A 25392-nucleotide genomic window follows, 5' to 3' on the forward strand; every position below is an offset into this window, starting at 1 on the left:
CCTGACACGCACGAAGGCCGTCGGGAGTGATCCCGGCGGCCTTCGTCGTTCCCGTGGTTCGTCAGGGTGCCGCGTGCAGCGCGGAGGAGGGATGTTATGGTGCTGGCATGGGGGTAGCAGTCGAGGTCGATTTCGACCAGATCCAGACCATGATCGATGTCCTGCTCGGGTCGCTTTCCGATCTGCGGGCCGAGGGTGCCGCTCTCGACAGCGCTTCGCAGGTGGTGCTCGCAGGTTGGGACGGCGAAGCTGCAGACGCCTACGAGAGTCGGCACGACCAGTGGCAAGCGGACCATGCCTACAGTCTCGACGCATGACTCCCTCAGACGACCTGACCGCCCGCATCGACGCTGTCATCGGACGAGGCGACTCGGAGTCTCGCGCATCCGTGCTCTCGGGGGTTCTCTCGTGCACCGCCCTGCCCTCGTGGCCCCAGCCCTCGTTCGCCTCATGAGCGGCGGCGGACCCGTTGCACCGGGCTGGTACGACGTCCATCGACGCACCCAGAGGTGGTGGAACGGTCGCCAATGGACGGAGAACGTCATCCATCACGGGCGACCGATCACGGCCACGGCACTTCGCACAGCGACGACCAGGATGCAGTGGACGTGGGTCGGAGTCGGCGTGGTCGCCTGGGCGGCGTTCCTGGTCTTCGCGTTCGCCTTCGGTCCGAGCGCGGCGTTCGCGCTCGCCCTGCTGCCGGTCGCCGGCACGGCGGCGATCGTCGCCGCCGCGATCACCGGGTCGCGCCTGATCGTGGCTGTTCCCCCCACCCCCGGTGGCCCGGTCGCCTCCCGATGACGAGAGCGGTCAGGCTGAGGGGCTGATGACCTCGACCTCTGCCTGCGCGAGAGCGGCGGCGAACGCCGGCGCCGGAGACGAATCCGTCACCAGGTAGTCGGCTCGGTCGAGCGTGGTGACCTGAGCGAACAGTCGTCGGCCGAACTTCGACGAGTCGGCGAGGATCGCGGTGCGCTCGGCCCGCTGGATCATCTCGGCCATCATGTTCGCGTCCCCCATGTTCGACGTCGAGAACCCGGCCTCGTCGATGGCGCCCACGGCGATCAGTGCCAGATCGCAGCGGATGTCCACTTCCGGGCCGCCCGGGGTCATCATGAACGCGACGGGTCCGGTGGTGGCCTGGGTGATCGCCCGCACGGCCCCGCCGAACACGTAGAGGTCGCGGAAGGCGGAGGGCGAGATCTCCGCGGGGATCCGCAGGTTGTTCGTGGCGATCGTCAGGTCGCGATGGTTGCGAAGCGCCCGAGCGAGAGCCAGCGTCGTCGTTCCGGCGTTGAGCATCACGACCGCTCCGTCGTCGATGAGTCCCGCCGCGAGACGCGCGATCGTCTCCTTCTCCTCCGTCTGCAGCCGGAGACGGACGTCGAGCGCCCGGTCCTTGAGCTGCCCCTCGGCGCTGACCGCTCCGCCGTGGGTGCGGATGACGACGCCCTCTCGGTCGAGCTGATCGAGGTCCCGACGGATCGTGTCGATCGAGACGTGGAAGTGCTCTGCGAGACCTCCGACGGTCACTTCGCCGACCTGTTCGACGTAGGCGGCGAGGTCGGCTTTGCGGCCGGCGGGGAGTCGACGCTTGGGCGACGGAGTTGCTTCCATGCAGACATCTCTAGCACAGGTGCGCAGATAAACCGGCAGACTTCGGCAGAGATCGGCATCCGACGTATCCACGCGACCAACTTGGTTTTCGCCGTGACAATGCGGGTACAGTCGTGAAATCTGTAGTTACAAGTCGAAATAGATGCAGAGAATGCTTGACCATCTCGCAAACTACGGCATAACATTGCTCAAAACCGCATGAACAAGCATTGAAGCGCGAATGCGGCACGATCTCGAAGAGGAGAAGTGATGATCACAGTGGGGCGAGGGCGACGCATTCTGAAGCTCGCCGGCGCAGCGACAGCAGCCGTGACAGTCCTGGCCGTGGCAGGGTGCGCGGCAGGCGACAGCGGAACCGATGGAGGGGATGGCGGAGACGTCACCATCGAGTTCGCCCAGTGGTGGGAGCCCGAGCTCCCCGACGGTGAGTTCCGGGCGCTCATCGACGAATTCGAGGACGCCAACCCGGGCGTCACGGTCAAGCTCGTGAGCGGACCGTACGCATCGACCAAGGAGCAGCTGTTCGCGGGAGCGGCCTCCGGCACCATGCCGGACGTCGTCGGCCTCGACGGCGCGTGGGTCAACGACTTCGCCTCTCAGGGAGTGATCGCAGACCTCACCGCACTCATGGAGGAGTACGACTACGACGACAGCGAGCTGGCGAGCCAGATCCAGGTCGACGACAGCACATACATGATCCCGGTGGTGAACTTCGTCTACCCGATGTTCACCAACGACACGCTGCTGGCAGATGCGGGCGTCACCGCCCCGCCGGCCACGCGCACGGAGTTCGCCGACGCGGCATCGAAGGTCTCGGCGCTCGGCGGCGACGTGTCGGGCTGGGTGCTCCCGCTCTCCCTGGAAGCGCCGAACGGCGTGCAGAACGACGTCATGTCGTGGGTGTGGGCCTCCGGAGGCTCGATGCTCGAAGACGGTCAGCCCGATCTGACGAACGACGATGTGACGTCGGCGGTCGACTTCATCGGCGGCATGTGGGATGACGGCTCGATCGCCTCCGGTTCCTTCACGATGAAGGAGCAGGACAAGGTCGAGGAGTTCACCAACGGTCGTGTCGGCATGATGATCGACTCGCTCGCGCACATCAACCTGATCCGCGAGACGAACCCCGATCTGAAGTTCTCGATCTCGGCGCTGCCGGCCGAGGACGGATACGACGGCGAGCGCGGCATCCCCTACGCATCCTGGGGCATCGGCGTCGCCGAGAACTCGGAGCACAAGGAGGCGGCATTCAAGCTGGTCGAGTTCCTCATGAGCGAGCAGACCAACTCGGAGCTCTCGACGATGGCGAACGCGTTCCCCGGCAACTCGAAGTCGGTCCCCGGGTTCGTCGAGGACGATGAGCTGTTCAAGACGGCGTTCGAGATCTACCAGGCGGGCTACCCGGCGAACGAGTTCACCGGGCTCCCCGTGGCGGAGGAGCTGATGCGTCAGCTCGGCGAGCAGCTGCAGTCGGCCTTCGACGGTCAGCAGTCGATCGACGACGCGCTCAAGAAGGCGCAGGACGCGTGGGTCGCGGAGTTCTGATCTCCCACGACCCGCATTGAACGGGGTGCCGCATCGCTCCCGATGCGATGCGGCACCCGACCAACCAAGGAGCCACGCTTCCCATGAGCCTGAGAACGTCCGACGACACCGAGGTGATCGTCACCGGAGTCGCGCTGTCGCGTCGCCGACGGCAGCTGCGCAAGACGACCGAGTCGTACGCCTTCCTCTCGCCGACCATCATCCTGCTGTTCGTGCTGATGATCGTGCCGATCGTCATGGTGATCGGCTATTCGTTCCAGGACAACGTGATCCTGAACAAGTCGCCCGAGTTCGTCGGCATCGGCAACTACGTCGAGATCCTGTCGGATCCGCGCTTCTGGAAGGCGACGGGCAACACCATCCTCTTCACGGTGACCAGCGTGGTGGCGCACCTGGTGCTCGGTCTCGCCTTCGCGATGATGCTCAACAGCCCGCTGCTCGGTCGGTTCTCACGGTCCTTCTTCCGGGCCCTGTACGTGCTGCCGTGGCTGTTCACGGTCGCCGTGATCGCCGTGCTGTGGCGGATGCTCCTGGCCCCGAACGGTGTGGTGAACTTCCTGCTCAACACCGACATCGAATGGCTCGCATCGCCGCAGCTCGCGCTCGGCACCATCATCTTCATCAACATCTGGGCGGGATACCCCTTCTTCATGGTCAGCCTGCTGGCCGGCCTCCAGGGCATCCCGAATGAGCTGAACGAGGCTGCCACCGTCGATGGCGCGGGTGCCGTGCAGCGCTTCTGGAACGTCACCATCCCGCAGCTGCGTCCCATCATCGTCAGCCTCGTGCTGCTCGACCTGATCTGGACGTCGCAGCAGTTCGCGCTCATCTGGATGACCACGGGTGGCGGACCGATCGACGTGACCGAGGTGCTCAGCACCTTCACCTACAAGCTCGCCTTCGCGAAGTACGACTTCTCGCTCGCGGCGACCTCCGCTGTGCTGGTCCTGCTCATGTCGATGGTGCTCGCCGTCTTCTACGTCCGTCACCAGAAAGCGAGGGACTGACCATGGCTCTCACCGTGCAGAACCAGCGCCGCGTCGCCAAGACCGGGGTCATGATCGGCCTCATCCTCGGAGCGGTGTTCGCCGCAGGGCCCGTGCTGTGGATGCTGTCGAGCTCGTTCAAGTCGAACACGCAGATCTTCGAACTGCCTCCTCGTCTGGTCACCGACACGTTCTCGTTCGACGCCTACATCGCGATCTTCACGAACCCCGAGACGATGCGGTTCTTCTTCAACAGCTACGTCGTCGCGGGCTCCGTCACGATCCTCACCCTCCTGGTCGCGATCCAGGCGGCGTACGCGTTCAGCCGGTTCGACTTCCGGGGCAAGCGCATCCTCAACGTCGTCATCGTCAGCGTGCAGGCCGTACCACCCATCACCCTGCTGATCCCGTACTTCGGTCTGATGGTGGCGCTCGGGCTGTACAACTCGTACCTCGGGCTGATCCTCACCTACATGGTGTTCACGCTGCCCTACGCGATCATCATGATGACCGGCTACTTCAACACCCTCCCCAAGGAGCTCGACGAGGCCGTCCGCGTCGACGGCGCCGGATCCATGACCGCCCTGTGGCGCATCCTCGTGCCGATCTCGATCCCCGGGATCGTGTCCGTCGGCATCTACACGTTCATGATCGCGTGGAACGAGTACCTCTTCGCTCTCACCCTCACCCGCACGATCGACATGCGCACAGTGCCCATCGGCATCCAGCTGCTCATGGGGCAGCACTCGTACGAGTGGAACCAGATCATGGCGATGAGCGTGCTCGGCTCGATCCCGGTCCTCATCCTCTTCCTCATCTTCCAGCGGTACTTCATCAGCGGTCTCACGGCGGGGTCCGTGAAGAGCTGACGTCGTCCCGACGGATCCACGACCACCACGAAACAGGAGAAATCACGTGCTCTACACCGGCAAATCCATCCTCGATGTCGCCAATGCCAACAACTTCGCCATCCCGGCGTTCAACATCAGCGACTGGGCGATGTTCAACGGAATCATGGACATCAGCGAGGAGAAGGCCGCTCCGGTCATCATCGCGATCCACCCCGACGAGGTGTCGCACATCACCACCGACCTCATCCCCGCGATGCACGCCCGCGCCCACCGGTCGAGCGTGCCCGTCGCGATCCACTGGGACCACGGCGGAAGCTACGAGGAGATCATCTCGGCCATCAAGGCCGGCTTCACCTCGGTCATGATCGACGCATCGCTGCTGCCGTTCGACGAGAACGTCGCGCTCACGCGCAAGGTGGTCGACGCGGCGCACGCCGTCGGCATCCAGGTCGAGGGCGAACTCGGCACGATCGGCGCCAACGACAGCTACGGCGAGTCGGGAGCGGCCGAGATCATCTACACGAACCCGGAAGACGCGGTGCGCTTCGTCGAGGAGACAGGCGTCGACAGTCTAGCCATCGCGATCGGCACGTCGCACGGCCTGTACCCGAGCGACAAGAACCCCGAGCTGCGTCACGACCTGCTCGAGCAGATCAAGGCCGCGGTCGGCATCCCGCTCGTGCTGCATGGCGGATCCTCGAACCCGGATGCGGAACTCCGCCGCGCCGTCGAGCTGGGTGTGAACAAGATCAACATCTCGAGCGACATCAAGGTCTCGTACCACAACCGCATGCGCGAGATCCTCGGCACCGATCAGCGTCTGCGCGAGCCGAACGCGATCCAGCCGGCGGCGCTCGAGGCCATGAAAGCCACCGCTGCTGAGAAGATCGAGCTGTTCGGTGCGGACGGCAAGGCGTCGCTGTACTGAACCCCGGATCTCGGAAGGATGATCGGCGACGTGGGCAGAACTCTCGTACTCGGACTCGGCGGCACCGTCGACTACGAGCTGAAGTGGGATTCGTCGGTGTTCGACAGGCTGGCGCACGCGCACGGAGTGCGGCGGCACGAGCTCACCACCACGGCGCCGATCACCGACGAACGGTCGTTGCTGGTGGCGGTGCTCGCGTTCGTCGCCTCGGGGACCGGGGCGGAGCGTTTCGTCGCCTCGTCCGAGGTGATCGAGGACTTCGTATCGCACTTCGAGCACGCGATCACGCTCGGGGGCACCGGTGTGCGAGCGGGGCTCGTGCTCGACGCCCTCGGCATGCCGAGCGTGCAGCACCTCGTCAGCATCGACGACAACGTCCGTCGTCTGCTGCCGGACACGATCTCGTACATCTGCTCGGCGACCGAGGACACCCTCGACCCGCATCTGATCGTGCAGTATCCGGTCGGCGCGCACGTGCGCCTCACGGACGGCGACGTCCTGTCGCCCGCGCCCAATCGGCTGATCTTCGCGAACGATCCGCCGAACCGGAGGATGTTGCTCGCCACCGATCTGCCGACGACGCTGTCGGACGCGGGCGTCTTCCTCGTCTCGGGATTCAACACGATGCAGGATCACGACCTGCTGGAGCTCCGGCTCGCCGAGGTGCAGGGCGCGATGCGCAGCCTCCCCGACGACGCGCTCGTCTACTACGAGGACGCGGGCTTCTACACGCGCGATTTCGCCGACACCGTGCGCCGCCATCTGCTGCCGCAGATCCATGTCTACGGCATGAACGAGGATGAGCTGCAGGAGTACCTCGGACGCGCGGTGAACCTCCTCGACACCGACGACGTCATCCGCGCCCTCCGCGCGGTGCACGCGATCATCCCTGCGCGGGCACTCGTCGTACACACCCGCTACTGGGCGATCGCCATCGGACCGGATGCCGCCCGGCACGGTGCCGCCCTCGACTCCGCCGTCCGCGTCGCCGCCACCCGCTACCGCGTGGGCGACGCCCTGACCGCCGCGGACGTCGACGACACCGATGCGATGCCCCGCCACGGGGGAGGGGAGGCGCTCGTCGCCGCTGTCGAGGCCGGTCTGCCCGGTTCCGTCGGGGTCGCCGCATTCTCGCTCGACGTCGCCACACCGACGACCGTCGGACTCGGCGACACGTTCGTCGGCGGCTTCCTCGCCGGAGCCGTGCGATCGAAGGAGAACGTGTGAACCCGATCCTGCTGTCGTCCAACCGGCCCGCCGAGCGCTTCTACCGCGGCGGTGCGCGCATCAGCGCCTTCCGCGGCGAAGCCAGTGACGCTCCCCGCGAGCCGGAGGACTGGATCGGCTCGACGACCACGGTCAACGGCGAGCCCCTGCTCGGGCTCACCACGCTCCCGGACGGCCGCGTGCTGCGTGACGTGATCGAGCACGATCCGACGGCCTGGCTGGGCGATGCCCACGTCGCACGGTGGGGTGCGGACACACGACTGCTCGTGAAGCTGTTGGACGCGGGGCAGCGACTGCCGGTGCATGCGCACCCGCACGACGACTTCGCAGCGACGCATCTCGGTCGAGCACACGGCAAGGCAGAGGCGTGGTACATGCTGCAGGGCGGCACGGTGCATGTCGGACTGCGGCAGGACGTCGATGCCGCGGCGCTCGCCGACCTCGTGGATCGGCAGGACGTGGACGCACTGCTCGGTCTGCTGCACGAGGTGGAGGTCGCTGCGGGCGACGTCGTCTGGGTGCCGCCGGGCGAACTGCACGCGATCGGCGCCGGAATCCTGCTGCTCGAACTCCAGCAGCCCGAAGATCTGTCGATCCTTCTCGAGTGGGACGGCTTCGCGATCGACGGTGCGGAGGCCGGGCATCTCGGCCTCGGCTTTGAGCTGGCGCTCGCCGCGGTGAACACCCGTGGGCGTTCGGCGGCCGACCTGGATGCGCTGATCGGAACCGCCCCCGATTCCGGTTCCGTCTTTCCAGCCGCCGCGGACGAGTACTTCCGACTCGAGCGGATCCCCGTCGACGGCTCGACCGTCGTCGGTCGCGGCTTCTCGATCGTGATCGTGAGCGGCGGTGACATCGAGATCGACGGACGGAGACTCCGCATCGGTTCCTCGCTGCTCGTGCCGGATGCGGCCGGGGCGCTCGAGGCGACGGGCGCGGGCGAGCTTCTCGTCGCCCGCCCGCCCGCGCCCTGACTCGGAATCGACGCGGACTCTCCCCGGCTAGACTGGAGCCATGCCCGAACCGAAAGTCGCCAGCTTTCCGGCGATCCGTGGTGCGCTGAAGTTCTACCAGATCGCGTCGATCATCACCGGAGTCATGCTGCTCCTGCTGGTCGCCGAGATGGTGCTGAAGTACACGCCGATCCGACTCGAGCTCTTCGCAGGGGGATCCGGCGGTCTGCTGTGGTTCGCACCCGTGGTCGAGGGACCCGAGGGCCTCGAATCGACCGGCGACGGACTCAACATCTCGCTCTCGATCCTCGTCGCGCACGGCTGGTTCTACGTCGTCTACCTCTTCGCGTGCTTCCGGATGTGGAGCCTGATGCGCTGGCCGTTCCTGCGCTTCATCCTGCTCGCGCTCGGCGGCGTCATCCCGCTGCTGTCGTTCTTCATGGAGGCCATCGTCGCCCGCGACGTCAAGGCCTACCTCGCTTCCCGGGAGGCCGCCGCGGCCCCCGCCCCTGCCACGGAAGGTGTCCGGTGACCGAACAGTCCGAGACCCAGCAGCGCCCCGCGCTCGTCGTCGACTTCGGCGCGCAGTACGCGCAGCTGATCGCCCGCCGAGTGCGTGAGGCGGGTGTCTACAGCGAGATCGTGCCGCACACCGCCACGGCCGCCGAGATCGCCGAGAAGAACCCCGTCGCCATCATCCTCTCGGGTGGTCCGTCGTCGGTCTACGAAGAGGGCGCCCCGCGCCTCGACCCGGCCGTGTTCGACCTCGGAGTGCCCACGCTGGGCATCTGCTATGGCTTCCAGTACATGGCGCAGACGCTCGGCGGCGAGGTCGCGAACACCGGGCTTCGCGAGTACGGCGCGACGGATGCCGTCATCTCCGGCGACGGCGGCACGCTGCTCGGCGGCCAGCCGGCAGCGCAGAACGTCTGGATGAGCCACGGCGACCAGGTCGCCAAGGCGCCCGAGGGGTTCGACGTGCTCGCCACGACCGACGCGACGAAGGTCGCGGCGTTCGCGAACGAGGAGCGCGGCTTCTACGGTGTGCAGTGGCATCCCGAGGTCAAGCACTCCGACCACGGACAGCAGGTGCTCGAGAACTTCCTGCACAAGGGAGCCGGGCTCGCCTCCGACTGGAACAGCGACAACGTGATCGCCGAGCAGGTCGAGCGCATCCGCGAGCAGGTCGGTGACGCCCGCGTCATCTCCGCCCTCTCCGGCGGTGTCGACTCGGCGGTCTCGACCGCGCTCGTGCACAAGGCGATCGGCGACCAGCTGACCGCGGTGTTCGTCGACCACGGCCTTCTCCGCAAGGGCGAGCGCGAGCAGGTCGAGAAGGACTACGTCGAGTCGACCGGCGTGCGTCTGATCACGGTCGACGCGGCAGATGTCTTCCTCGGTCATCTCAAGGGCGTCACCGACCCCGAGGAGAAGCGCAAGATCATCGGGCGCGAGTTCATCCGCGCTTTCGAGAAGGTGCAGCTCGACCTCGTCGCCGAGGCGAAGGCCTCGGGCGGCGCCCCGGTCAAGTTCCTCGTGCAGGGCACGCTCTACCCCGACGTCGTCGAGTCGGGCGGCGGTGCAGGCACCGCGAACATCAAGTCGCATCACAACGTCGGCGGACTTCCCGATGACCTCGACTTCGAGCTCATCGAGCCGCTGCGCGCGCTGTTCAAGGACGAGGTCCGTGCGATCGGCCGCGAGCTCGGCATCCCCGAGGCCATCGTCGGGCGCCAGCCGTTCCCCGGCCCCGGCCTCGGAATCCGTATCATCGGCGAGGTCACGCAGGACCGCCTCGAGATCCTCCGCGAGGCCGATGCCATCGCTCGCGAGGAGCTCACCAAGGCCGGACTCGACCAGGACATCTGGCAGTGCCCGGTCGTTCTCCTCGCCGACGTCCGCTCGGTCGGCGTGCAGGGCGACGGACGCACCTACGGCCACCCGATCGTGCTGCGTCCGGTGTCGAGTGAAGACGCCATGACCGCCGACTGGACACGCCTGCCCTATGACGTGCTGGCCAAGATCTCCAACCGGATCACCAACGGCGTGCGCGACGTCAACCGCGTCGTGCTCGACGTGACGTCGAAGCCGCCGGGGACCATCGAATGGGAGTGAGCGTCTCGCTCACCTGATCTCGAACGGGCACGGACCATCACGGTCCGTGCCCGTTCGCGTTATTTCGGGCAGGATGAGCGTATGACCAAGGCGCGGACGAAGATCACGGTGATCGGTGCAGGCAGTGTGGGCGTCAGCGTCGCGTATGCGGCGCTGATCCGGGGGAGTGCGGCCGAGCTCGCGCTCTACGACATCGCCACCGACAAGGTGGATGCCGAGGTGCTCGATCTCGCGCACGGGACGCAGTTCACCTCCGCGGCCGTGAGCGGCGGCTCCGACCTCGCCGTCGTCGAGGGCAGCGACGTGATCGTCGTCACCGCCGGAGCGAAGCAGCAGCCGGGACAGACCCGCATGGAGCTCTCGGGCATCAACGCTCGTCTGCTCGAGAAGCTCATGCCCCAGCTCGTCGAGCGCGCGCCGAACGCCGTCTTCATCATCGTCACGAATCCGGCCGATGTGATGACGGTCGTCGCCCAGCGTGTCTCGGGCCTGCCGCCGCATCGCGTCTTCGGATCCGGAACCGTGCTCGACACGTCGCGTCTGCGCTGGCGGCTCGCGCATCGCGCGAATGTGAGCACCGCGAGCGTGCACGCCGACATCGTGGGCGAGCACGGCGACACGGAGTTCCCGCTCTGGTCGAACGCGACCATCGGCTCGGTGCCGATTCTCGACTGGCCCGCCGATGAGCCGTTCACCGTCGACGAGCTCGACCGCATCGCCGTCGAGGTGCGCGATGCGGCCTATGCCGTCATCCGCGGCAAGGGAGCCACGAATCTCGCGATCGGCGTCAGCTGCGCCCGCATCGCCGAGGCAGTGCTGCACGACGAGCGGGCGGTGCTTCCGGTCGCGACGGTGCTCGACGGCGAATACGGGCTTCGCGGTGTCGCGCTGTCGGTGCCCTCGGTGGTGGGCGCTGCCGGGGCCGTGCCGTTGGCCGAGACGCCCATGAGCGAGCACGAACTCGCACTGCTGCGGGCCTCGGCCGACGCGATCCGGGCTGCGGTCGACGAGCTCGACTGAACGGCCACCGGAGAATCCCAGAGTTTTTTCGCGGAGATGTCGATCTGCGGCACCTTCGTTCGACGTCTTCAATGAGAGGGTCGACAGGCGGCCCCACCACCGAGGAGAACACCATGAAGTACATGCTGATCATGCGCTCGAACGACGAAGCGGTCGAGGCGTACAAGGAGATGCCGTTCGAGCAGGTCATCGAGGCGATGGGCAAGTACAACGAGTCGATGATCAAGGCCGGCGTGCTGGCTGCGGGCGAGGGCCTCAGCGACGCGGCGGAGGGATTCGTCGTCGACTTCAGCGCCGAGAAGCCTCTCATCACCGACGGCCCCTACGGAGAGACGAAGGAGCTGTTCAACGGCTTCTGGATCCTCGAGGTCTCCAGTCGTGAAGAGGCGGCGGAGTGGGCGAGCAGGGCTCCCCTCGGCAAGGGGTCGTTCCTCGAGGTGCGGCGTGTGACCGACGAGTCCGACTTCCCGGCCGACAACGAGTGGATCGAGAAGGAGAAGGGCTGGCGCGAAGAGGAAGAGGCGCGTCGCGCCCAGCAGTGAGATGACCGACTCCGCACACCGCGAGACGGTCCGCCACGCACCCGACGAGGACGTGCGGCGGGCCGTCGCCGCCGTGTGGCGCATCGAGTCGGCGAAGATCGTCGCGACCCTGACGCGTGTGGTCGGCGACTTCGGCCTCGCCGAGGACCTCGCGCAGGAGGCGCTGCTCGATGCCCTGCGGCAGTGGCCGGTCGAGGGCGTGCCGCGCAACGGCGCCGCCTGGCTCACGGCGGTCGCGAAGCGCAAGGCGATCGACGGCTGGCGGCGCCGCGAACGTCTCGACGACCGGATGGCCGTGCTCGCCCACGACCTCGAGCGAGAGCAGGCGGATGCCGCAGACGCGCCGCCCTGGGACCCGGATGCGGTCGACGACGACGTGCTGCGGCTGATCTTCATCTCGTGCCACCCGGTGCTCTCGCGCGAGGCGCAGGTGGCGCTCACCCTCCGCGTGGTGGGCGGCCTGTCGAGCGAAGAGATCGCCCGGGCGTTCCTCGTGCCGACGGCGACCGTGCAGCAGCGCATCGTGCGGGCTAAGAAGACTCTCGGTGCGGCGCAGGTCCCGTTCGAGATGCCACCACGGGAGGAGCACGCAGAGCGCCTGGGAGCGATCCTGGGCGTGCTCTACCTGATCTTCAACGAGGGGCACGCCGCGAGCAGCGGTCCCGACTGGATGCGCCCCGAGCTGAGTCTCGAGGCGATCAGACTCACGCGGGTGCTGGCCGCGCTGATGCCGCGCGAGCGCGACGTGCACAGCCTGCTGGCCCTGATGGAGCTCACCGCCGCGCGGTTCCCCGCCCGGATCGATGCCCACGGCGAACCGGTGCTCCTGTCCGACCAGGACCGTCGTCGCTGGGATCGCAGCCGCATCGCGCGGGGACGTGCTGCGCTCGCGGCCGCTGACGCACTCGGCTCGGGTCGCGGCCCCTACGGCCTTCAGGCGGGGATCGCGGAATGCCATGCGACAGCCGCGGGCGTCGACGACACCGACTGGGAGCGGATCGTGCTCCTGTACGAGGCGCTCGGTCGGATCGCTCCCTCGCCGGTCGTGGAGCTCAACCGGGCGGCTGCCGTCGCGATGGCGACGGGCCCGGCATCCGCTCTGCAGATCATCGACCGGCTCGGCGCCTCGGGTGCGCTGGCCGGTTACCACCTGCTGCCCGCGACGCGGGGGGAACTGCTGCTGCGACTCGGTCGCGCGGAGGAGGCGCGCAGCGAGTTCGCCGTCGCCGCAGCGCTCGCAGGCAACGACAGGGAGCGGGCGCTGCTGCAGGCCAAGGCCGACGCGCGCTGAGCAGACGGCACACAGAGAAACCGCCCTCTTCACCAGCGTCGCTGGGGAAGAGGGCGGTTTCCTGTGTTGCTATGAGGTCAGCTGCGGGCCTTGCTGCCGCGGTTGACGATCAGGCCGTAGATCAGCAGCACGATGATCGAGCCGCCGATGGCGAGGAGCCACGTGCCCAGGTCCCAGAACTCCGTGAGAGGACGGTTCAGGATCAGGCTTCCGAGCCAGCCGCCGAGGAGGGCGCCGACGACGCCGAGCAGGAGGGTGATGAACCATCCGCCACCCTGCTTGCCGGGAAGGATCAGCTTCGCGATGGCTCCGGCGATGAGGCCGAGAAGAAGGAATCCGAGAAAGCTCATGTTCAGCTCCTTTGTTTCGTGAGCCCTGGGGTGCCAGGGCTCGTGTGATCCACTGTGCCCTCTCAGCTGATTATCAGCCAACCCCTTGCGCTGGAGGCCTCGGATATGCCAAGAGGCCCGCCCCCGAAGGGACGGGCCTCTGAGTGAGGCGGTTCGCGGTCAGTTGTTGCCGCGGACGATCGCGATGATGCGCAGGATCTCGACGTAGAGCCAGACGACCGTGACCATGATGCCGAAGGCGCCGAGCCAGCCGTACTTGCGGGGAGCGCCGTTGCGCACGCCCTGCTGGATCTGGTCGAAGTCGAGGACCAGCGAGTAGGCCGCCATGATGACGACCAGGACGCCGATGATCAGACCGAGCGGGATGCCGAAGATGGGCTGGCTGTAGAGGCCGAACGCCTGACCCTGGGGGAGGACGCCGGTCCACATGAGCACGAGGTTCAGCAGCGAGAACACGAGGTAGCCGACCATGGCGATCATGAAGATCTTGGTGGCCTTCTTCGACGCGCGAATCTTGCCGCTGGCGAAGAGAGCGAGGGTCACGCCGACGACCGAGACCGTGGCGAGCGTGGCCTGCACGACGATGCCGGGCCACATGACCTCGAAGAACGCCGAGATGCCGCCGACGAAGAGGCCCTCGAATGCGGCGTAGGCGAAGATCAGCGCGGGGCGGACCTTCTTGCGCGAGGTGAACGTGATGACCATCGCGAGCACGAAGCCGCCGAGTGCGCCGACGATCCACGGCATGAGGTTCGGCTCGAAGCGGTTGTAGGGGTTCAGCTCGGGAGCGGCGACGCCGCCCAGAGTCAGGAACCAGCCGACGGCGGCGGTGACGAGCAGGATGGCGAAGAGTCCGGCGGTCTTCCAGACGGTGTCCTCGACGGACATGCGGTCGGTCTCGATCGCGCCGGCCGGGGGAGCCGCGTACATGCCCTCCAGCTGTGCGTTCGCCGCGGCGTCCATGGTGCCGTGCTGGAACGACGCGGCTTGCGCCCCCTGCGCTCCCTGCGGGGCACCCGGGTAGGTCGCGACGTTGCGCGGATCCTGCTGCTGGAACGCCGGGTTGTTGAAGGCGAAGTTGCTCATGTGGGCCTCACTCCAAAGTGGGTTGTAGGTCGCTTTCCTCCACGATACCCGGAAGGGCAGGTCATCAGGGTGTTCTACGCTGAGAGCGTGCCCAGGAAATCGCCTCTCGTGATCGGGCATCGCGGTGCGCCCGGCTATCGTCCGGAACACAGTCGCTCGTCATACGAGCTCGCCCTCGCGATGGGAGTCGATGCGGTCGAACCCGACGTCGTCGCCACGAAGGACGGCGTGCTCATCGTGCGGCACGAGAACGAGATCTCCGGCACCACGGATGTGGCCGAGCACCGGGAGTTCGCCGACCGGAAGACGACCAAGCGCGTCGACGGCGAGGCCCTCACCGGCTGGTTCACCGAGGACTTCACCTGGGATGAGCTCACGACGTTGCGCAGCCGGGAGCGCCTTCCGAAGGTGCGCGTGTCGAGCGCGAGCTTCGACGGTTCGCAGGCGATCCTGCGGTTGACCGACGTGCTCGACATCGTCCGGGCCGGCTCGGTCGAGTACGGACGCGAGATCGGCGTGGTGCTCGAGGTCAAGCACGCCACATACTTCGCGAGCATCGGCCTCGACCTCGCGCCGCTGATCGAACGCGACCTGCGTGCGGCGGGGTGGGCCGAGGGCGAGCTGCCGCTGATCGTGGAGTCCTTCGAGTCGACGATCCTCGGACAGCTGAGGGCCCGAGGCATCGCGGCGTCGTACGTCTATCTGATCGAGGCGTCGGGACGCGCGTACGATCTGGTCGTCGCTCAGGGCACGCAGGCGCCCACGTATGCGGCCACCGTCACCCCGCAGGGACTCGATGCGCTCGTCGGCCGGGTCGACGGAATCAGCGTCGACAAGCGCATGCTGCTCGCCGCAGGCAACTCGATCGTCCCCGATGCGCACGCGCGCGGGCTCACGGTCTTCACATGGACCTGTCGGCCGGAGAACGCCTTCCTCTCGGCGGAGTTCCGCGGCCACGGAGGCAAGAGCGCCTACGGGGACTACGAGGCCGAATGGGGCGTCATCGCTCGCACGGGAGTCGACGGGGTCTTCGTCGATCACCCCGACCTCGGGGTCGGATTCTTTCGCGGCTGACCTCGATCAGAACGGGCCGAGCACGTCCGGAACGGGGCGATCGAGGTGGAGCGCTCGCAGCGGCTCGAGGATCTCGCGCTCCTCGAAGCGGAAGTGCGACTCCATGATCGCGCCGATGCCGTCGAGGTGGCGCTTCAGCGTCTCGCTGCCCTCTCCGCTCTCGACGGCCGTGCGGAGTCCTCCGAGCAGGTGGGCCAGCATCGAGTGATCCTGCATCAGCTTGGCGATCACGTCGCCGAGTTCCGGGTGCTGGTCGCGCAGCGCGGGGAACAGGGCGCGGTCCTCGCTCAGATGATGCCCATCGAGGGCCGAGCAGAAGCCGATGCAGAACAGCGCGAGCTCGCGCGCGGCATCCGGAGCATCCGAACCGTCCTGCACCGCCTCCCTCGTGGCCTTGAGGGCGGCGCGGAGTCTCGTGTGCGCCTGGCGCAGCTCTGCGTCCCAGGCGATCAGGCGATCGGCATCCATCCCGGCAATTCTAGAGCCGGCATCCGCGGTCAGAGCGTGCGGTCGAAGGCGCCGCGGCGCGACACGATCTCCTTGCCGAGAGGCATCAGCGAGACGGGCACCATCTTGAAGTCGGCGATGCCCATCGGGATGCCGATGATCGTGATGCAGAGCGCGAGGCCGGAGACGATGTGTCCGATCGCCAGCCACCAGCCGGCGAGGATGACCCAGAGCACGTTGCCGAGGAACGAGCCGACTCCGGAGGTCGGCTTGCTGACGATCTCACGCCCGAACGGCCAGATCGCGTAGCGGGCGATGCGGAACGAGGCGATGGCCCAGGGGATCGTCACGATCGGAATGCACAGCAGGATGCCGGCCAGCATGTAGCCGAGGAAGAGAGCGAGTCCGGCGAAGACCAGCCAGATGATGTTGAGGATCGTGCGCACGGGCCGATTCTCGCATCGACGTCTGAGCATCCGCCTGTTCGCGGCCTCCCGGGCCGATGGCGAACCGCCACCGGTCGTTCACCATCCGTGCACCTGCACGCCGTCGTTCGGCCATGCGGAATCGCTGATGTGGAGTCCTACCCGACTGATTCCCTCAGGAGCCCTATGTCCCGCCTGCACTCTGCGGCTGCGGTCACGACGGTCTGCGCACTCAGCGCTGCCGCCCTGCTCGCCGTGCCGCTCGCCGCCACCGGAGCCGAACCCGGTGTCCGCATCAACGAAGTCGAGTCGAGCGGGGGAGCACCCGGCGACTGGATCGAGTTCGTCAACACGTCCGCCGTCGCGGTCGACCTGAGCGGTTTCGTCGTCAAGGACGACGGCGAAGATGAGGCGTACACGTTCCCGGACGGATCGGTGATCGAGCCCGGCGCGCATCTCGTTCTCGACCAGGCCGATGCCGGAGCGGGCGACTTCGCCTTCGGCCTCGGCAAAGAAGACCAGGTGCGACTGTTCGACCCGAGCGCCGTGCTCGTGGACGAGACATCGTGGGCGGCTCACGCTGCAGTGACCTGGGGAGCGCGGGAGGTCGACGGCATCGTCGAATGGGCGGAGACGTCCGAGTCCACGAAGGGCGCGGCGAACGTCTTCGCATCCGACGAACCTCTGGGCGGCACCATCGCGATCAATGAGGTCGACTCGCAGCCGGCGGACTGGGTGGAGTTCCACAACGCGGGCGATGCCCCTCTCGACATCTCGGGCTACGAGATCCGCGACAACTCCGACGACCACCGCTGGCAGTTCCTGCCGGGCACGGAGATCGCCGCGGGCGAGTTCCTCGTCGTCGAGGAGGGCACCATCGGTCTCGTCGGTGGCGTCGAGACGGCCTTCCGCGATCCGATCGGAATCGGCAGCGCCGACCGCATCCGCCTGTTCGACACGGCTGGCGTGCTGGTCGACGATACGCAGGCATGGAGCGGCCATGCCGCCATCGACGGCGACGCCATCGCCGCGACCCTCGCTCGCTGCCCCGACGGAGAGGGCGCCTTCGTGCTCGCATATGCGACCCCGGGGGCGACGAACACGTGCGTCATGCCGGACGTCGTGATCAACGAGATCGAGTCCGACGGCGACGCGACCGACTGGGTCGAGGTCGTCAACTCGGGCAGCACACCGGTCGACCTCTCCGGCTGGACCGTCATGGACGGCGACCCGGTCGGCCACGCGGCGGAGACGACGCCGCTGCCCGCGGGCACCGTGCTCGAACCCGGCGCGTACCTCGTCTTCGACCAGCCGAAGGACTTCGTGTTCGGTCTGGGCAACGGCGACACCGTCACGCTGCGCGACGCGAACCTCAACATCGTCGACGAGCACGTCTACGCGGCGCATGCGGCGGGCGTCCTCGCGCGATGCGCGGACGGAGCTGGAGAGTTCGCCGACATCGCGGTCTCGACCAAGGGCCAGCGCAACGCGTGCGGCAACCCGGTGCGGATCAACGAGGTCGAGTCCGACGGCGGATCGCCCGGTGACTGGATCGAACTCGTCAACCCGACCGCATCCGCCCTCGACGTCTCCGGCGTCGTCGTGAAGGACGACGACGACACCCACTCCTACGTCATTCCGGCCGCGACCACCATCGCCGCGGGCGGATACCTCGTCATCGAGGGCACGGACCTCGGCTTCGGTCTGGGTGACGGCGACTCCGTGCGCGTCTTCGACGGAGATCTGCTCATCGACTCCACCACGTGGGGCGCAGGGCACGCGGCCACCACGTGGGGGCGCTGCCCGGACATCGCCGGCACCTTCGCGGCGACCGCGGAGAGCACGAAGGGTGCGGCGAACATCTGCGCCGGCGAGATCCCCGTCTCGCCATGGCCGGGTTCGGCCGACGTCCGGGTGCTCGACACCGCGCCGACGTTCCTCGAGGACAGCTCGGGTCTCGACGTGCAGGAGACGTCGGACGGATCGTTCCTCTGGGCCGTGGACAACGGCGAGGGGCGCATCTGGAAGCTCGAGGCCCACGCCGACGGCTCGTTCTCGCAGATCGCCGGGTGGGAGTCGGGCAAGCGCGTGCGATTCCAGAAGGATGCCGGCGACCCGAACGCCGCAGGCCCCGACACCGAGGGCATCACCGTCGACGGCGAGGGATCGGTCTACGTCGCCTCCGAGCGTGACAACAGCGCCAAGGGCGTGAACCAGAACACCATCCTGAAGGTCGACCCTGAAGCCTCCGCCGACGACCTCGTCGCCGAGCAGGAGTGGGATCTGACCTCGTCGCTCCCCGCCGTGGGAGCGAACCTCGGCATGGAGGCGGTGCAGTGGGTGCCGGACAGCGCTCTTGACGGCGCACTCTTCGACGTCAACACCGCGGCCCCGTACGACTCGGCAGACTACGCCGGACACGGCGGCGGCCTGTTCTTCGTCGCGGTCGAGGACAACGGTCACGTCTACGCGTTCGCGCTCGGCGCCGACGGCCGGGCCACGCTGGTGTCGGAGATCGCACCCGGTCTGCCCGGCGTCATGGCGCTCGACTACGACAGCGTGCTCGACGTGCTGTGGGCGGTCTGCGACGACGGCTGCCAGGGGCAGTCGGCCCAGATCACGCTGAACGGCACCGAACAGCCCGGCATCGCGCACTTCGCCCGCCCTGCCGGCATGCCCGACATCAACAACGAGGGATTCGCGACCGCCCCGGCCTCGCTGTCGGTCGACGGTGAGCGTCCGGTCTGGTGGTTCGCCGACGGTTTCGCCGCCGAGGCGCTGCGAGTCGGCACCCTTCCCGGAGTGACCGGAGAGACGCCCGGCGAAGGGCCCGGGGAGAACCCGGGGCAGACTCCTGGCGAGGGCCCGGTCTCGAGCCAGCCCGGCGGCGCGCCTTCCGGTGACGACCGTGACGGTGCCGCCGGCCTCGCTGCGACCGGCGCGGAGGTGCCCGTGGCCCTGATCGCTCTGGCCCTGATGCTCGTCGTCGGCGGTGCGCTCGTCGCCGGTCGGCGCCGGCGCGTCAGCTGACACGAGCGACGTGACGAGGATGGGGCGGATGCACGGGATCCCGTGCATCCGCCCCATCCGCCGGCAGTGTCGGTGGCGCGGCCTAGACTCGTAGAGCCATGACCGAAGCCCCCCTCATCGTCCCCGGATCCGTCGGCCCTCGCTCCACCGGAGCGCAGGGACAGGACGACCTCCTCGCCGGCCTCAACCCGCAGCAGCTCGAAGCGGTGACCTACCGCGGACCCGCGCTGCTGATCGTCGCGGGCGCAGGCTCCGGCAAGACCAGCGTGCTGACACGGCGCATCGCCTCTCTGCTGAGGTCACGCGAGGCATGGCCCAGCCAGATCCTCGCGATCACCTTCACCAACAAGGCCGCCGGTGAGATGCGCGAGCGCGTCGAGGCGATCGTGGGCGACGCGGCGCGGGGCATGTGGATCTCGACGTTCCACTCCGCCTGCGTGCGGATCCTCCGGCGTGAGGCTCAGCAGTTCGGGTTCACCAAGTCATTCACGATCTACGACTCCGGTGATTCGCGGGCGCTCATCAAGCGGCTGGTCAAGCAGCACGAGGCCGATGCCTACGGTCTCACGCCCGGGGCCGTGCAGTCGCGCATCTCCAAGCTCAAGAACGAGCTGTCGGATGCCGACGCGTATGCGCGACAGGCGAACATGAACGACCCGGCCGAGCGGATCTTCGTCGAGCTTTTCGCCGACTACCAGCGGCAGCTGCAGAAGGCGAACGCGTTCGACTTCGACGACCTGATCGGCCAGACCGTCTATCTGTTCCGCGCCTTCCCGCAGGTCGCCGACACCTATCGGCGCAGGTTCCGTCATGTGCTGGTCGACGAGTACCAGGACACGAACCACGCTCAGTACGCCCTCATCCACGAGCTGACGCGTCCGGTCTCGGGCGATTCGCCCGATCCGTATGCCTCCGACGGCATGATGATCTTCGAGCCGGAGACCACGCCGGAGCTCGAAGGCGCGTCACTCACCGTGGTGGGTGATTCCGACCAGTCGATCTACGCCTTCCGCGGCGCCGACATCCGCAACATCAGCGAGTTCGAGCGCGACTTCCCCGGCGCTCGCGTCGTGCTGCTCGAGCAGAACTACCGTTCGACGCAGAACATCCTCTCGGCGGCGAACGCGGTGATCGGCAACAACTTCGACCGCAAGGACAAGAAGCTCTGGAGCGACAAGGGCGACGGCGACATGATCGTCGGCTTCACCGGGTACTCCCAGCACGATGAGGCCCAATTCGTCGCCGACGAGGTCGAGGCGCTGCACCGCGCCGGCATGCCGTACTCCGAGATGGCCGTCTTCTACCGCACGAACTCGCAATCGCGTGCGCTGGAGGAGATCTTCATCCGCTCCGCCGTGCCCTACAAGATCATGGGCGGCACGAAGTTCTACGAGCGTGCCGAGATCAAGGACGCCCTCGCCTACCTGGTCGCCGTCGCGAACCCGGCCGACGAGATGGCTGTCCGCCGCATCCTGAACAAGCCCAGGCGCGGCATCGGCGATGTGACCGAGACGGCGATCGCCCGGTTCGCCGAAGACCACGACATCACGTTCCGGCAGGCCCTGTCCGTGCCCGAGCAGCTGGGCTTCGGTCCGAAGATCCAGGCCGGCATCGCCCAGCTCGACGCCGTGCTGACCGAGGCGACGGAGATCATGCTCCCCGCGTCCGGCGAGGTTCCCGCTCCGACGACCGTCGCCGACGGGCTCAGCGTGCTGCTGTCGAAGAGCGGCTACCTCGACGCCCTGCGGGCGAGCCGCGACCCACAGGATGAGGCGCGCGTCGAGAACCTCGACGAGTTCGTCGCCGTCGCGCGGGACTTCGCGCGCAACAATCCTGACGGGACGATCGTGGACTTCCTCACAGAGGTCGCCCTGGTCTCGGATGCCGATGACCTCGATGACGAATCAGGGTCGGTGTCGATGATGACGATGCACACCGCGAAGGGGCTCGAGTACGATGCGGTCTTCGTGACCGGCGTCGAAGAGGATCTGATCCCGCACCGCATCTCGGCGGGGGAGCCGGGCGGTCCTCAGGAGGAGCGGAGGCTCTTCTACGTCGGCATCACGCGCGCGCGGAAGCGCCTGCACCTGTCGCTCGCGATGACCAGGGCCCAGTTCGGCGAGGTCTCGGTCGCGATGCCCAGCCGCTTCCTGCAGGAGATCCCCGCCGGACTCATCGACTGGCGCCAGTCGCCCGGCGACGTCAACTCCCGGGGAGGCATGCAGTCCCGTGCGCTCAATGCGCGCCGGGCAGGCGGATTCGGCGGCTCCGGCGGCTCCGGTTCCGGCGACCGTTTCGCGGTGAAGCAGCTGCCGGGGCGCGACTCTCTCAAGCCGCTCTCGACCGCGATGGACAAGTTCCCCAACCGCGTGACGGCGAAGATGCGTGACAACGGCGACCTCGAACTCGCCGCCGGGGATCGCATCCGCCACACGGACTTCGGCGACGGACGGGTCGACGCGGTGACGGGCGAGGGTGCCAAGCGCATCGCGCACGTGCGCTTCGATTCCGCCGGCCAGAAGAAGCTCCTGATCAAGGTCGCGCCGATCGAGAAGATCTAGCCCTCTGGCGGGTTAGGCTGGCTGATATGGCCCTGTTCTCCCGCCGCAAGAAGTCCGCCGACGACGTCGTCGCCGACCAGTTCGACACCGAGACCGGGGAGTCCGCCGACGAGACTCCGGACGGTGCGGAGGCGCCGGCGGACGCCGCCGAGGCCACGCCCACCATCGGTATCTCCGTCCAGGCGTTCCGTGGGGTCGGTGCTCAGGCCGGACCGGAGGTCGAGCTGCCCGGTCCTGACGCGCCGGCAGCATCGGCGCCTGCGACAGCACCCGCCCCTGTTCCCGCTGCGCCGGCACCCGCCCCCGTGGCCGAGCCCGAGCGTCGACTGCCGCTGGCGCCCGCGATGCCGCCCGAGCAGACCGAGACCGTCCCGGGCATGAAGGACAACGTCCTGCTGCGTGAATCCCTGAAAGAGGTCGAGCAGGGCGCCACGAACGAGCAGCTGCTCGGAGTGCTCCGCCAGGCGCTGCAGGGGCACATGTACATCCGCGTCAACGGTGACGCACGCGCGCAGATCAGTGAGGGCAAGCCTCTCGCTGTCGCGGTCGTGCGTGATGGCGATCGTCAGTTCATGCTCGCGTTCAGTTCGGCCGCCGCTGTCCGAGACTCCGTGCAGCTCGAGAAGGACCCGACGGCGACATCTGCCGTCGCCCAGCCCGTCACGTCCGTTCTGCAGCAGGTCGTCTCGGGTGACTTCGCCGGCCTCATCGTCGACAACGCCTCTGCGCCGCACCGCGTGGTGTTCCCGTCCGAGCTCCTGCAGAAGGCGCTCGAGCAGGCAGACGTCGACATGACGGTCAAGTCGCTGATCGCCGCGCCGCGTGAGCAGGACACCGAATCGAAGGTCGGTGAGGCGCTCGCGACGAAGCGCATGTGGGTCGCCGTCAACGAGGGAAATCCCGGCGGACAGGTCGGGATCGCCGAAGCGCAGACTCCCGACGGCAAGCGGTTCCTCCAGCTCTTCTCGCACCCGCTCGAGGTGCTCGCGCTCGGTCGGGGCGACCGACCGCTGCCGTTCGAGCCGCTGCAGCTGGCCAAGATCCTCTCCAGCCACATCGATATGGCCGGGGTCATCATCGATCCGGCCGGCCCCAGCATCGTGGTCGAGCGCGACGCTCTCACCTCGGTGCTGATCCTCGCGATCGACATCGACGACTGACGGGCTTCCCCCGCGTCGCACCGGCCCTCTAGGGTCGGAGCATGGCCTCAGAACGCGTGACCCTGACAGTCATCGATCCCGATGGAGAGCGCGAGGTCGCGCTCTCGAGCCCGAACAGGGTCGTCTGGCCGAAGGACGGCATCACGAAGGCCGAGCTCGCGGAGTACTTCCAGCTCGTCAGCGTGCCGTTCCTCGAGGCGAACGGGAATCGTCCCGTCTCGCTCGAGCGCTTCCGCGACGGCGTGGGAAGCGACGGGTTCTTCTCGAAGAACCCGCCCAAGGGAACGCCCGACTATGTCGACGCCGTCACCGTGACCTACAACAGTGCGCGTCGGCATCCGCAGATCGTCCTGAATCGCCCGAGCGCGATCGTCTGGGCGGCGCAGATGAACACGATCGTCTTCCACCCCTGGGCGTCCCTCGCCACCGACCCGGACAATCCCGTCGAGTTGCGGATCGACCTCGACCCGCAGCCCGGCACGGGGTTCGCGGATGCCATCCCCGCCGCACACGCGCTGAGAGAGGTGCTCGAAGAGGTCGGTCTCACCGCGTTCGTGAAGACCAGCGGCAACCGTGGACTGCACGTGTTCGCGCCCATCGAACCGACTCATGAGTTCCTCGATGTGCGGCACGCCGTGATCGCAGCCGGCCGCGAGCTGGAGCGACGGATGCCGGAGCAGGTCACGATGAGCTGGTGGAAGGAGGAGCGTGGTCAGCGGGTCTTCATCGACTTCAACCAGGCGAACCGCGACCGCACGATGGCCGGTGCCTACAGCCCCCGCGCGCTTCCCGGGGCCACGGTCTCGACGCCCGTGTACTGGGACGAGCTGGACGGTCTCGACCCCGCGGTCTTCACCGTCCGCAGCATCCCGAAGAGACTCGCCGAGGTCGGTGATCCCTGGGCGGGCAAGCAGGACGAGCCGGGGCGCATCGACACGCTTCTCGAGTGGTGGGAGCGGGACAAGGCGGCGGGCCTCGGCGAGTTGTCGTTCCCGCCCGAGTTTCCCAAGATGCCCGGAGAGCCCCCACGCGTGCAGCCCAGCAAGAAGGTCGACGCCCACTGGGATGCGAACGGTGATCCCGTCGAGGAGTGAGCCTCAGCCGATGACCTCGGCCAGGTCGTACCCGGCCACGGTGTCGAGCTGGTCGTAGGTGCACGACCGCGCATCCCGGTCCGGACGCCAGCGGTCGAACTGCACCGTATGGCGGAACCGCGAACCCTCGAGCTGGTCGTAGCGCACCTCGAGCACGAGCTCGGGGCGCAGCCGGACGAACGAGACATCCTTGGACCCGCTGAAGCGCGAACGCTCACCCTCGCCGGTGAGGGCCTCGCCGGAGTCGTCGCGCTGCACGAGCGGGGCGAGTTCCTCGACGAGCTCCCGGCGGCGCACATCACTCCATGCGGCCACGCCGCCGACCTGCCGCAGGGTGCCGTCGGAGTCGTAGAGGCCGACGAGCAGAGACCCGACGCCCGACCCGGACTTGTGCACGCGGTAGCCGAGCGCGACCACGTCAGCGGTGCGGGCATGCTTGATCTTGATGAGGGTGCGCTTTCCGGGCGCGTACGGCTGATCGAGTGGCTTGGCGACGACCCCGTCGAGCCCTGCGCCCTCGAACTCGGCGAGCCAGCGCACGGCGGCGTCCCGATCGCGGGTGGTGCGCGTGATGTGCAGGGGATGCTCGACCCCTTCCATCAGGGTCTCCAGGCGCGCGCGGCGTTCGGCGAACGGAGTGCTCAGGAGGTCTTCGTCGTCGACGGCCAGTAGATCGAAGGCGATGAACATCGCAGGCGTCTCCGCGGCGAGCTTCGCCACTCGTGAGGCCGCGGGATGGATGCGCTGACTCAGCGCCTCCCAATCGAGTCGCTGCGCCCCCTCGTGTCCCGTGGCCACGACGATCTCTCCGTCGAGCAGGCACGGCCCCGGAAGCAGTCGCGGGATCGCCTCGACGAGCTCGGGGAAGTATCTCGTCAGCGGTTTCGCGCCGCGGGAGCCGATCTCGACGGTCTCGCCGTCCCAGGCGATCAGCCCGCGGAATCCGTCCCACTTGGGCTCGAACAGCAGCCCTCCGGCGGTCTTCGCGGGATCGGGGACGGATGCTGCCGCCTTCGCCAGCATCGGGGACGGGATCTCGTAGCGCATGGATCCATCCTGGCGTCGGTCGCGTCGTGGCAGAAGGGTGATT

Annotated in this window: 25 protein-coding genes; 19 read left to right on the top strand and 6 right to left on the bottom strand. The window is 67.6% G+C overall.

The annotated features are described in order from the left end of the window. Positions 1–107 precede the first annotated feature (107 nt). Genes ACIPV5_RS06730 through ACIPV5_RS06740 form a run of 3 tightly spaced genes read left to right on the top strand, consistent with a single transcriptional unit; the run spans position 108 to position 801 of the window. Entirely contained in the window at positions 108–317 is a 210-nt protein-coding gene (locus ACIPV5_RS06730; RefSeq protein ID WP_400340444.1) for a WXG100 family type VII secretion target, read from the top strand. Continuing rightward, positions 314–454 carry a hypothetical protein gene (locus ACIPV5_RS06735; protein ID WP_162253849.1) on the top strand — a complete coding sequence of 47 codons (141 nt, stop codon included), beginning with the start codon at positions 314–316 and terminating at the stop codon, positions 452–454. Before ACIPV5_RS06730 ends, ACIPV5_RS06735 begins: the two co-directional genes overlap by 4 nt. Next, entirely contained in the window at positions 451–801 is a 351-nt protein-coding gene (locus ACIPV5_RS06740; RefSeq protein ID WP_400340447.1) for a hypothetical protein, read from the top strand. The genes ACIPV5_RS06735 and ACIPV5_RS06740 overlap by 4 nt, the downstream gene beginning before the upstream one ends. A 9-nt stretch (positions 802–810) precedes the next feature. Here ACIPV5_RS06740 and ACIPV5_RS06745 read toward each other — a convergent pair whose 3' ends face one another. Continuing rightward, positions 811–1617 (bottom strand): DeoR/GlpR family DNA-binding transcription regulator, encoded by an 807-nt coding sequence (locus ACIPV5_RS06745; protein WP_053098975.1) that lies wholly within the window; start codon positions 1615–1617, stop codon positions 811–813. A gap of 249 nt (positions 1618–1866) precedes the next feature. On the opposite strand from ACIPV5_RS06745, the gene ACIPV5_RS06750 reads away from it, so the two are divergent. The 11 genes from ACIPV5_RS06750 (at position 1867) to ACIPV5_RS06800 (ending at position 13075) form a co-directional block, all read left to right on the top strand. Then, positions 1867–3162, top strand: a complete 1296-nt coding sequence (locus tag ACIPV5_RS06750) for a sugar ABC transporter substrate-binding protein (protein WP_056277298.1) — start codon at positions 1867–1869, stop codon at positions 3160–3162. 83 nt (positions 3163–3245) lie between these two features. Next, complete coding sequence (locus tag ACIPV5_RS06755; protein WP_053098977.1) at positions 3246–4169, top strand: carbohydrate ABC transporter permease; 924 nt, start codon at positions 3246–3248, stop codon at positions 4167–4169. 2 nt (positions 4170–4171) lie between these two features. Beyond that, the gene (locus tag ACIPV5_RS06760) at positions 4172–5017 is read left to right on the top strand and encodes a carbohydrate ABC transporter permease (protein WP_053098978.1); all 846 of its coding nucleotides are present in this window, start codon (positions 4172–4174) and stop codon (positions 5015–5017) included. 46 nt (positions 5018–5063) lie between these two features. Beyond that, positions 5064–5927: a ketose-bisphosphate aldolase gene (locus ACIPV5_RS06765; protein WP_053098979.1), complete on the top strand. Its 864-nt coding sequence runs from the start codon at positions 5064–5066 to the stop codon at positions 5925–5927. A 30-nt stretch (positions 5928–5957) separates the two neighbouring features. Beyond that, positions 5958–7154 carry an ADP-dependent glucokinase/phosphofructokinase gene (locus ACIPV5_RS06770; protein ID WP_400340450.1) on the top strand — a complete coding sequence of 399 codons (1197 nt, stop codon included), beginning with the start codon at positions 5958–5960 and terminating at the stop codon, positions 7152–7154. Beyond that, positions 7151–8128 (top strand): class I mannose-6-phosphate isomerase, encoded by a 978-nt coding sequence (locus ACIPV5_RS06775; RefSeq protein ID WP_400340451.1) that lies wholly within the window; start codon positions 7151–7153, stop codon positions 8126–8128. Before ACIPV5_RS06770 ends, ACIPV5_RS06775 begins: the two co-directional genes overlap by 4 nt. A 40-nt stretch (positions 8129–8168) precedes the next feature. Next, the gene (locus tag ACIPV5_RS06780) at positions 8169–8639 is read left to right on the top strand and encodes a DUF3817 domain-containing protein (protein WP_053098982.1); all 471 of its coding nucleotides are present in this window, start codon (positions 8169–8171) and stop codon (positions 8637–8639) included. Then, on the top strand, positions 8636–10222 hold the full coding sequence (gene guaA, locus ACIPV5_RS06785; RefSeq protein ID WP_072590861.1) for a glutamine-hydrolyzing GMP synthase: 1587 nt from the start codon (positions 8636–8638) through the stop codon (positions 10220–10222). The genes ACIPV5_RS06780 and guaA overlap by 4 nt, the downstream gene beginning before the upstream one ends. Before the next feature lie 81 nt (positions 10223–10303). After that, complete coding sequence (locus ACIPV5_RS06790; protein ID WP_400340453.1) at positions 10304–11242, top strand: L-lactate dehydrogenase; 939 nt, start codon at positions 10304–10306, stop codon at positions 11240–11242. Between the two features lie 113 nt (positions 11243–11355). After that, positions 11356–11784 (top strand): YciI family protein, encoded by a 429-nt coding sequence (locus ACIPV5_RS06795; RefSeq protein WP_053098985.1) that lies wholly within the window; start codon positions 11356–11358, stop codon positions 11782–11784. Between the two features lies 1 nt (position 11785). Next, on the top strand, positions 11786–13075 hold the full coding sequence (locus ACIPV5_RS06800; protein ID WP_400340456.1) for an RNA polymerase sigma factor: 1290 nt from the start codon (positions 11786–11788) through the stop codon (positions 13073–13075). Between the two features lie 77 nt (positions 13076–13152). Here the strand turns inward: ACIPV5_RS06800 and ACIPV5_RS06805 are convergent, their stop codons facing one another. Continuing rightward, complete coding sequence (locus tag ACIPV5_RS06805; protein ID WP_053098987.1) at positions 13153–13425, bottom strand: GlsB/YeaQ/YmgE family stress response membrane protein; 273 nt, start codon at positions 13423–13425, stop codon at positions 13153–13155. Between the two features lie 159 nt (positions 13426–13584). Beyond that, positions 13585–14511: a Bax inhibitor-1/YccA family protein gene (locus ACIPV5_RS06810; protein ID WP_053098988.1), complete on the bottom strand. Its 927-nt coding sequence runs from the start codon at positions 14509–14511 to the stop codon at positions 13585–13587. 87 nt (positions 14512–14598) lie between these two features. Between ACIPV5_RS06810 and ACIPV5_RS06815 the strand changes: the two genes are divergently transcribed. Next, positions 14599–15585, top strand: coding sequence for a glycerophosphodiester phosphodiesterase family protein (locus ACIPV5_RS06815; protein WP_056277746.1), 987 nt, complete (start codon positions 14599–14601; stop codon positions 15583–15585). Positions 15586–15591: 6 nt separating this feature from the next. Here ACIPV5_RS06815 and ACIPV5_RS06820 read toward each other — a convergent pair whose 3' ends face one another. Next, positions 15592–16053: a hemerythrin domain-containing protein gene (locus ACIPV5_RS06820; RefSeq protein WP_400340458.1), complete on the bottom strand. Its 462-nt coding sequence runs from the start codon at positions 16051–16053 to the stop codon at positions 15592–15594. Positions 16054–16082: 29 nt separating this feature from the next. Further along, positions 16083–16478: a YccF domain-containing protein gene (locus tag ACIPV5_RS06825; RefSeq protein WP_053098990.1), complete on the bottom strand. Its 396-nt coding sequence runs from the start codon at positions 16476–16478 to the stop codon at positions 16083–16085. 165 nt (positions 16479–16643) lie between these two features. On the opposite strand from ACIPV5_RS06825, the gene ACIPV5_RS06830 reads away from it, so the two are divergent. The 4 genes from ACIPV5_RS06830 to ligD all read left to right on the top strand — a co-directional run bounded on the left by ACIPV5_RS06830 (position 16644) and on the right by ligD (position 24302). After that, positions 16644–19487, top strand: coding sequence for a lamin tail domain-containing protein (locus tag ACIPV5_RS06830; protein ID WP_400340460.1), 2844 nt, complete (start codon positions 16644–16646; stop codon positions 19485–19487). A 98-nt stretch (positions 19488–19585) separates the two neighbouring features. Next, positions 19586–22048: an ATP-dependent helicase gene (locus ACIPV5_RS06835; RefSeq protein ID WP_400340462.1), complete on the top strand. Its 2463-nt coding sequence runs from the start codon at positions 19586–19588 to the stop codon at positions 22046–22048. A 26-nt stretch (positions 22049–22074) separates the two neighbouring features. Continuing rightward, entirely contained in the window at positions 22075–23208 is a 1134-nt protein-coding gene (locus ACIPV5_RS06840; protein WP_400340464.1) for an SseB family protein, read from the top strand. 41 nt (positions 23209–23249) lie between these two features. After that, positions 23250–24302 (top strand): non-homologous end-joining DNA ligase, encoded by a 1053-nt coding sequence (ligD, locus tag ACIPV5_RS06845; protein WP_056277321.1) that lies wholly within the window; start codon positions 23250–23252, stop codon positions 24300–24302. Between the two features lie 3 nt (positions 24303–24305). On the opposite strand, the gene ACIPV5_RS06850 is transcribed toward ligD, so the two are convergent. Next, on the bottom strand, positions 24306–25349 hold the full coding sequence (locus tag ACIPV5_RS06850; RefSeq protein ID WP_400340466.1) for an ATP-dependent DNA ligase: 1044 nt from the start codon (positions 25347–25349) through the stop codon (positions 24306–24308). Positions 25350–25392 lie beyond the last annotated feature (43 nt).

The sequence above is a fragment of the Microbacterium sp. NPDC090014 genome, from assembly GCF_044748285.1.
Lineage (GTDB): Bacteria > Actinomycetota > Actinomycetes > Actinomycetales > Microbacteriaceae > Microbacterium.

Bases quoted from the DNA above. Each gene is read 5' to 3' on its own strand.
- ACIPV5_RS06730 (WP_400340444.1), top strand. From the start codon at position 108: ATGGGGGTAGCAGTCGAGGTCGATTTCGACCAGATCCAGACCATGATC.
- ACIPV5_RS06735 (WP_162253849.1), top strand. From the start codon at position 314: ATGACTCCCTCAGACGACCTGACCGCCCGCATCGACGCTGTCATCGGA.
- ACIPV5_RS06740 (WP_400340447.1), top strand. From the start codon at position 451: ATGAGCGGCGGCGGACCCGTTGCACCGGGCTGGTACGACGTCCATCGA.
- ACIPV5_RS06745 (WP_053098975.1), bottom strand. From the start codon at position 1,617: ATGGAAGCAACTCCGTCGCCCAAGCGTCGACTCCCCGCCGGCCGCAAA.
- ACIPV5_RS06750 (WP_056277298.1), top strand. From the start codon at position 1,867: ATGATCACAGTGGGGCGAGGGCGACGCATTCTGAAGCTCGCCGGCGCA.
- ACIPV5_RS06755 (WP_053098977.1), top strand. From the start codon at position 3,246: ATGAGCCTGAGAACGTCCGACGACACCGAGGTGATCGTCACCGGAGTC.
- ACIPV5_RS06760 (WP_053098978.1), top strand. From the start codon at position 4,172: ATGGCTCTCACCGTGCAGAACCAGCGCCGCGTCGCCAAGACCGGGGTC.
- ACIPV5_RS06780 (WP_053098982.1), top strand. From the start codon at position 8,169: ATGCCCGAACCGAAAGTCGCCAGCTTTCCGGCGATCCGTGGTGCGCTG.
- ACIPV5_RS06790 (WP_400340453.1), top strand. From the start codon at position 10,304: ATGACCAAGGCGCGGACGAAGATCACGGTGATCGGTGCAGGCAGTGTG.
- ACIPV5_RS06795 (WP_053098985.1), top strand. From the start codon at position 11,356: ATGAAGTACATGCTGATCATGCGCTCGAACGACGAAGCGGTCGAGGCG.
- ACIPV5_RS06800 (WP_400340456.1), top strand. From the start codon at position 11,786: ATGACCGACTCCGCACACCGCGAGACGGTCCGCCACGCACCCGACGAG.
- ACIPV5_RS06805 (WP_053098987.1), bottom strand. From the start codon at position 13,425: ATGAGCTTTCTCGGATTCCTTCTTCTCGGCCTCATCGCCGGAGCCATC.
- ACIPV5_RS06810 (WP_053098988.1), bottom strand. From the start codon at position 14,511: ATGAGCAACTTCGCCTTCAACAACCCGGCGTTCCAGCAGCAGGATCCG.
- ACIPV5_RS06820 (WP_400340458.1), bottom strand. From the start codon at position 16,053: ATGGATGCCGATCGCCTGATCGCCTGGGACGCAGAGCTGCGCCAGGCG.
- ACIPV5_RS06830 (WP_400340460.1), top strand. From the start codon at position 16,644: ATGTCCCGCCTGCACTCTGCGGCTGCGGTCACGACGGTCTGCGCACTC.
- ACIPV5_RS06835 (WP_400340462.1), top strand. From the start codon at position 19,586: ATGACCGAAGCCCCCCTCATCGTCCCCGGATCCGTCGGCCCTCGCTCC.
- ACIPV5_RS06840 (WP_400340464.1), top strand. From the start codon at position 22,075: ATGGCCCTGTTCTCCCGCCGCAAGAAGTCCGCCGACGACGTCGTCGCC.
- ligD (WP_056277321.1), top strand. From the start codon at position 23,250: ATGGCCTCAGAACGCGTGACCCTGACAGTCATCGATCCCGATGGAGAG.
- ACIPV5_RS06850 (WP_400340466.1), bottom strand. From the start codon at position 25,349: ATGCGCTACGAGATCCCGTCCCCGATGCTGGCGAAGGCGGCAGCATCC.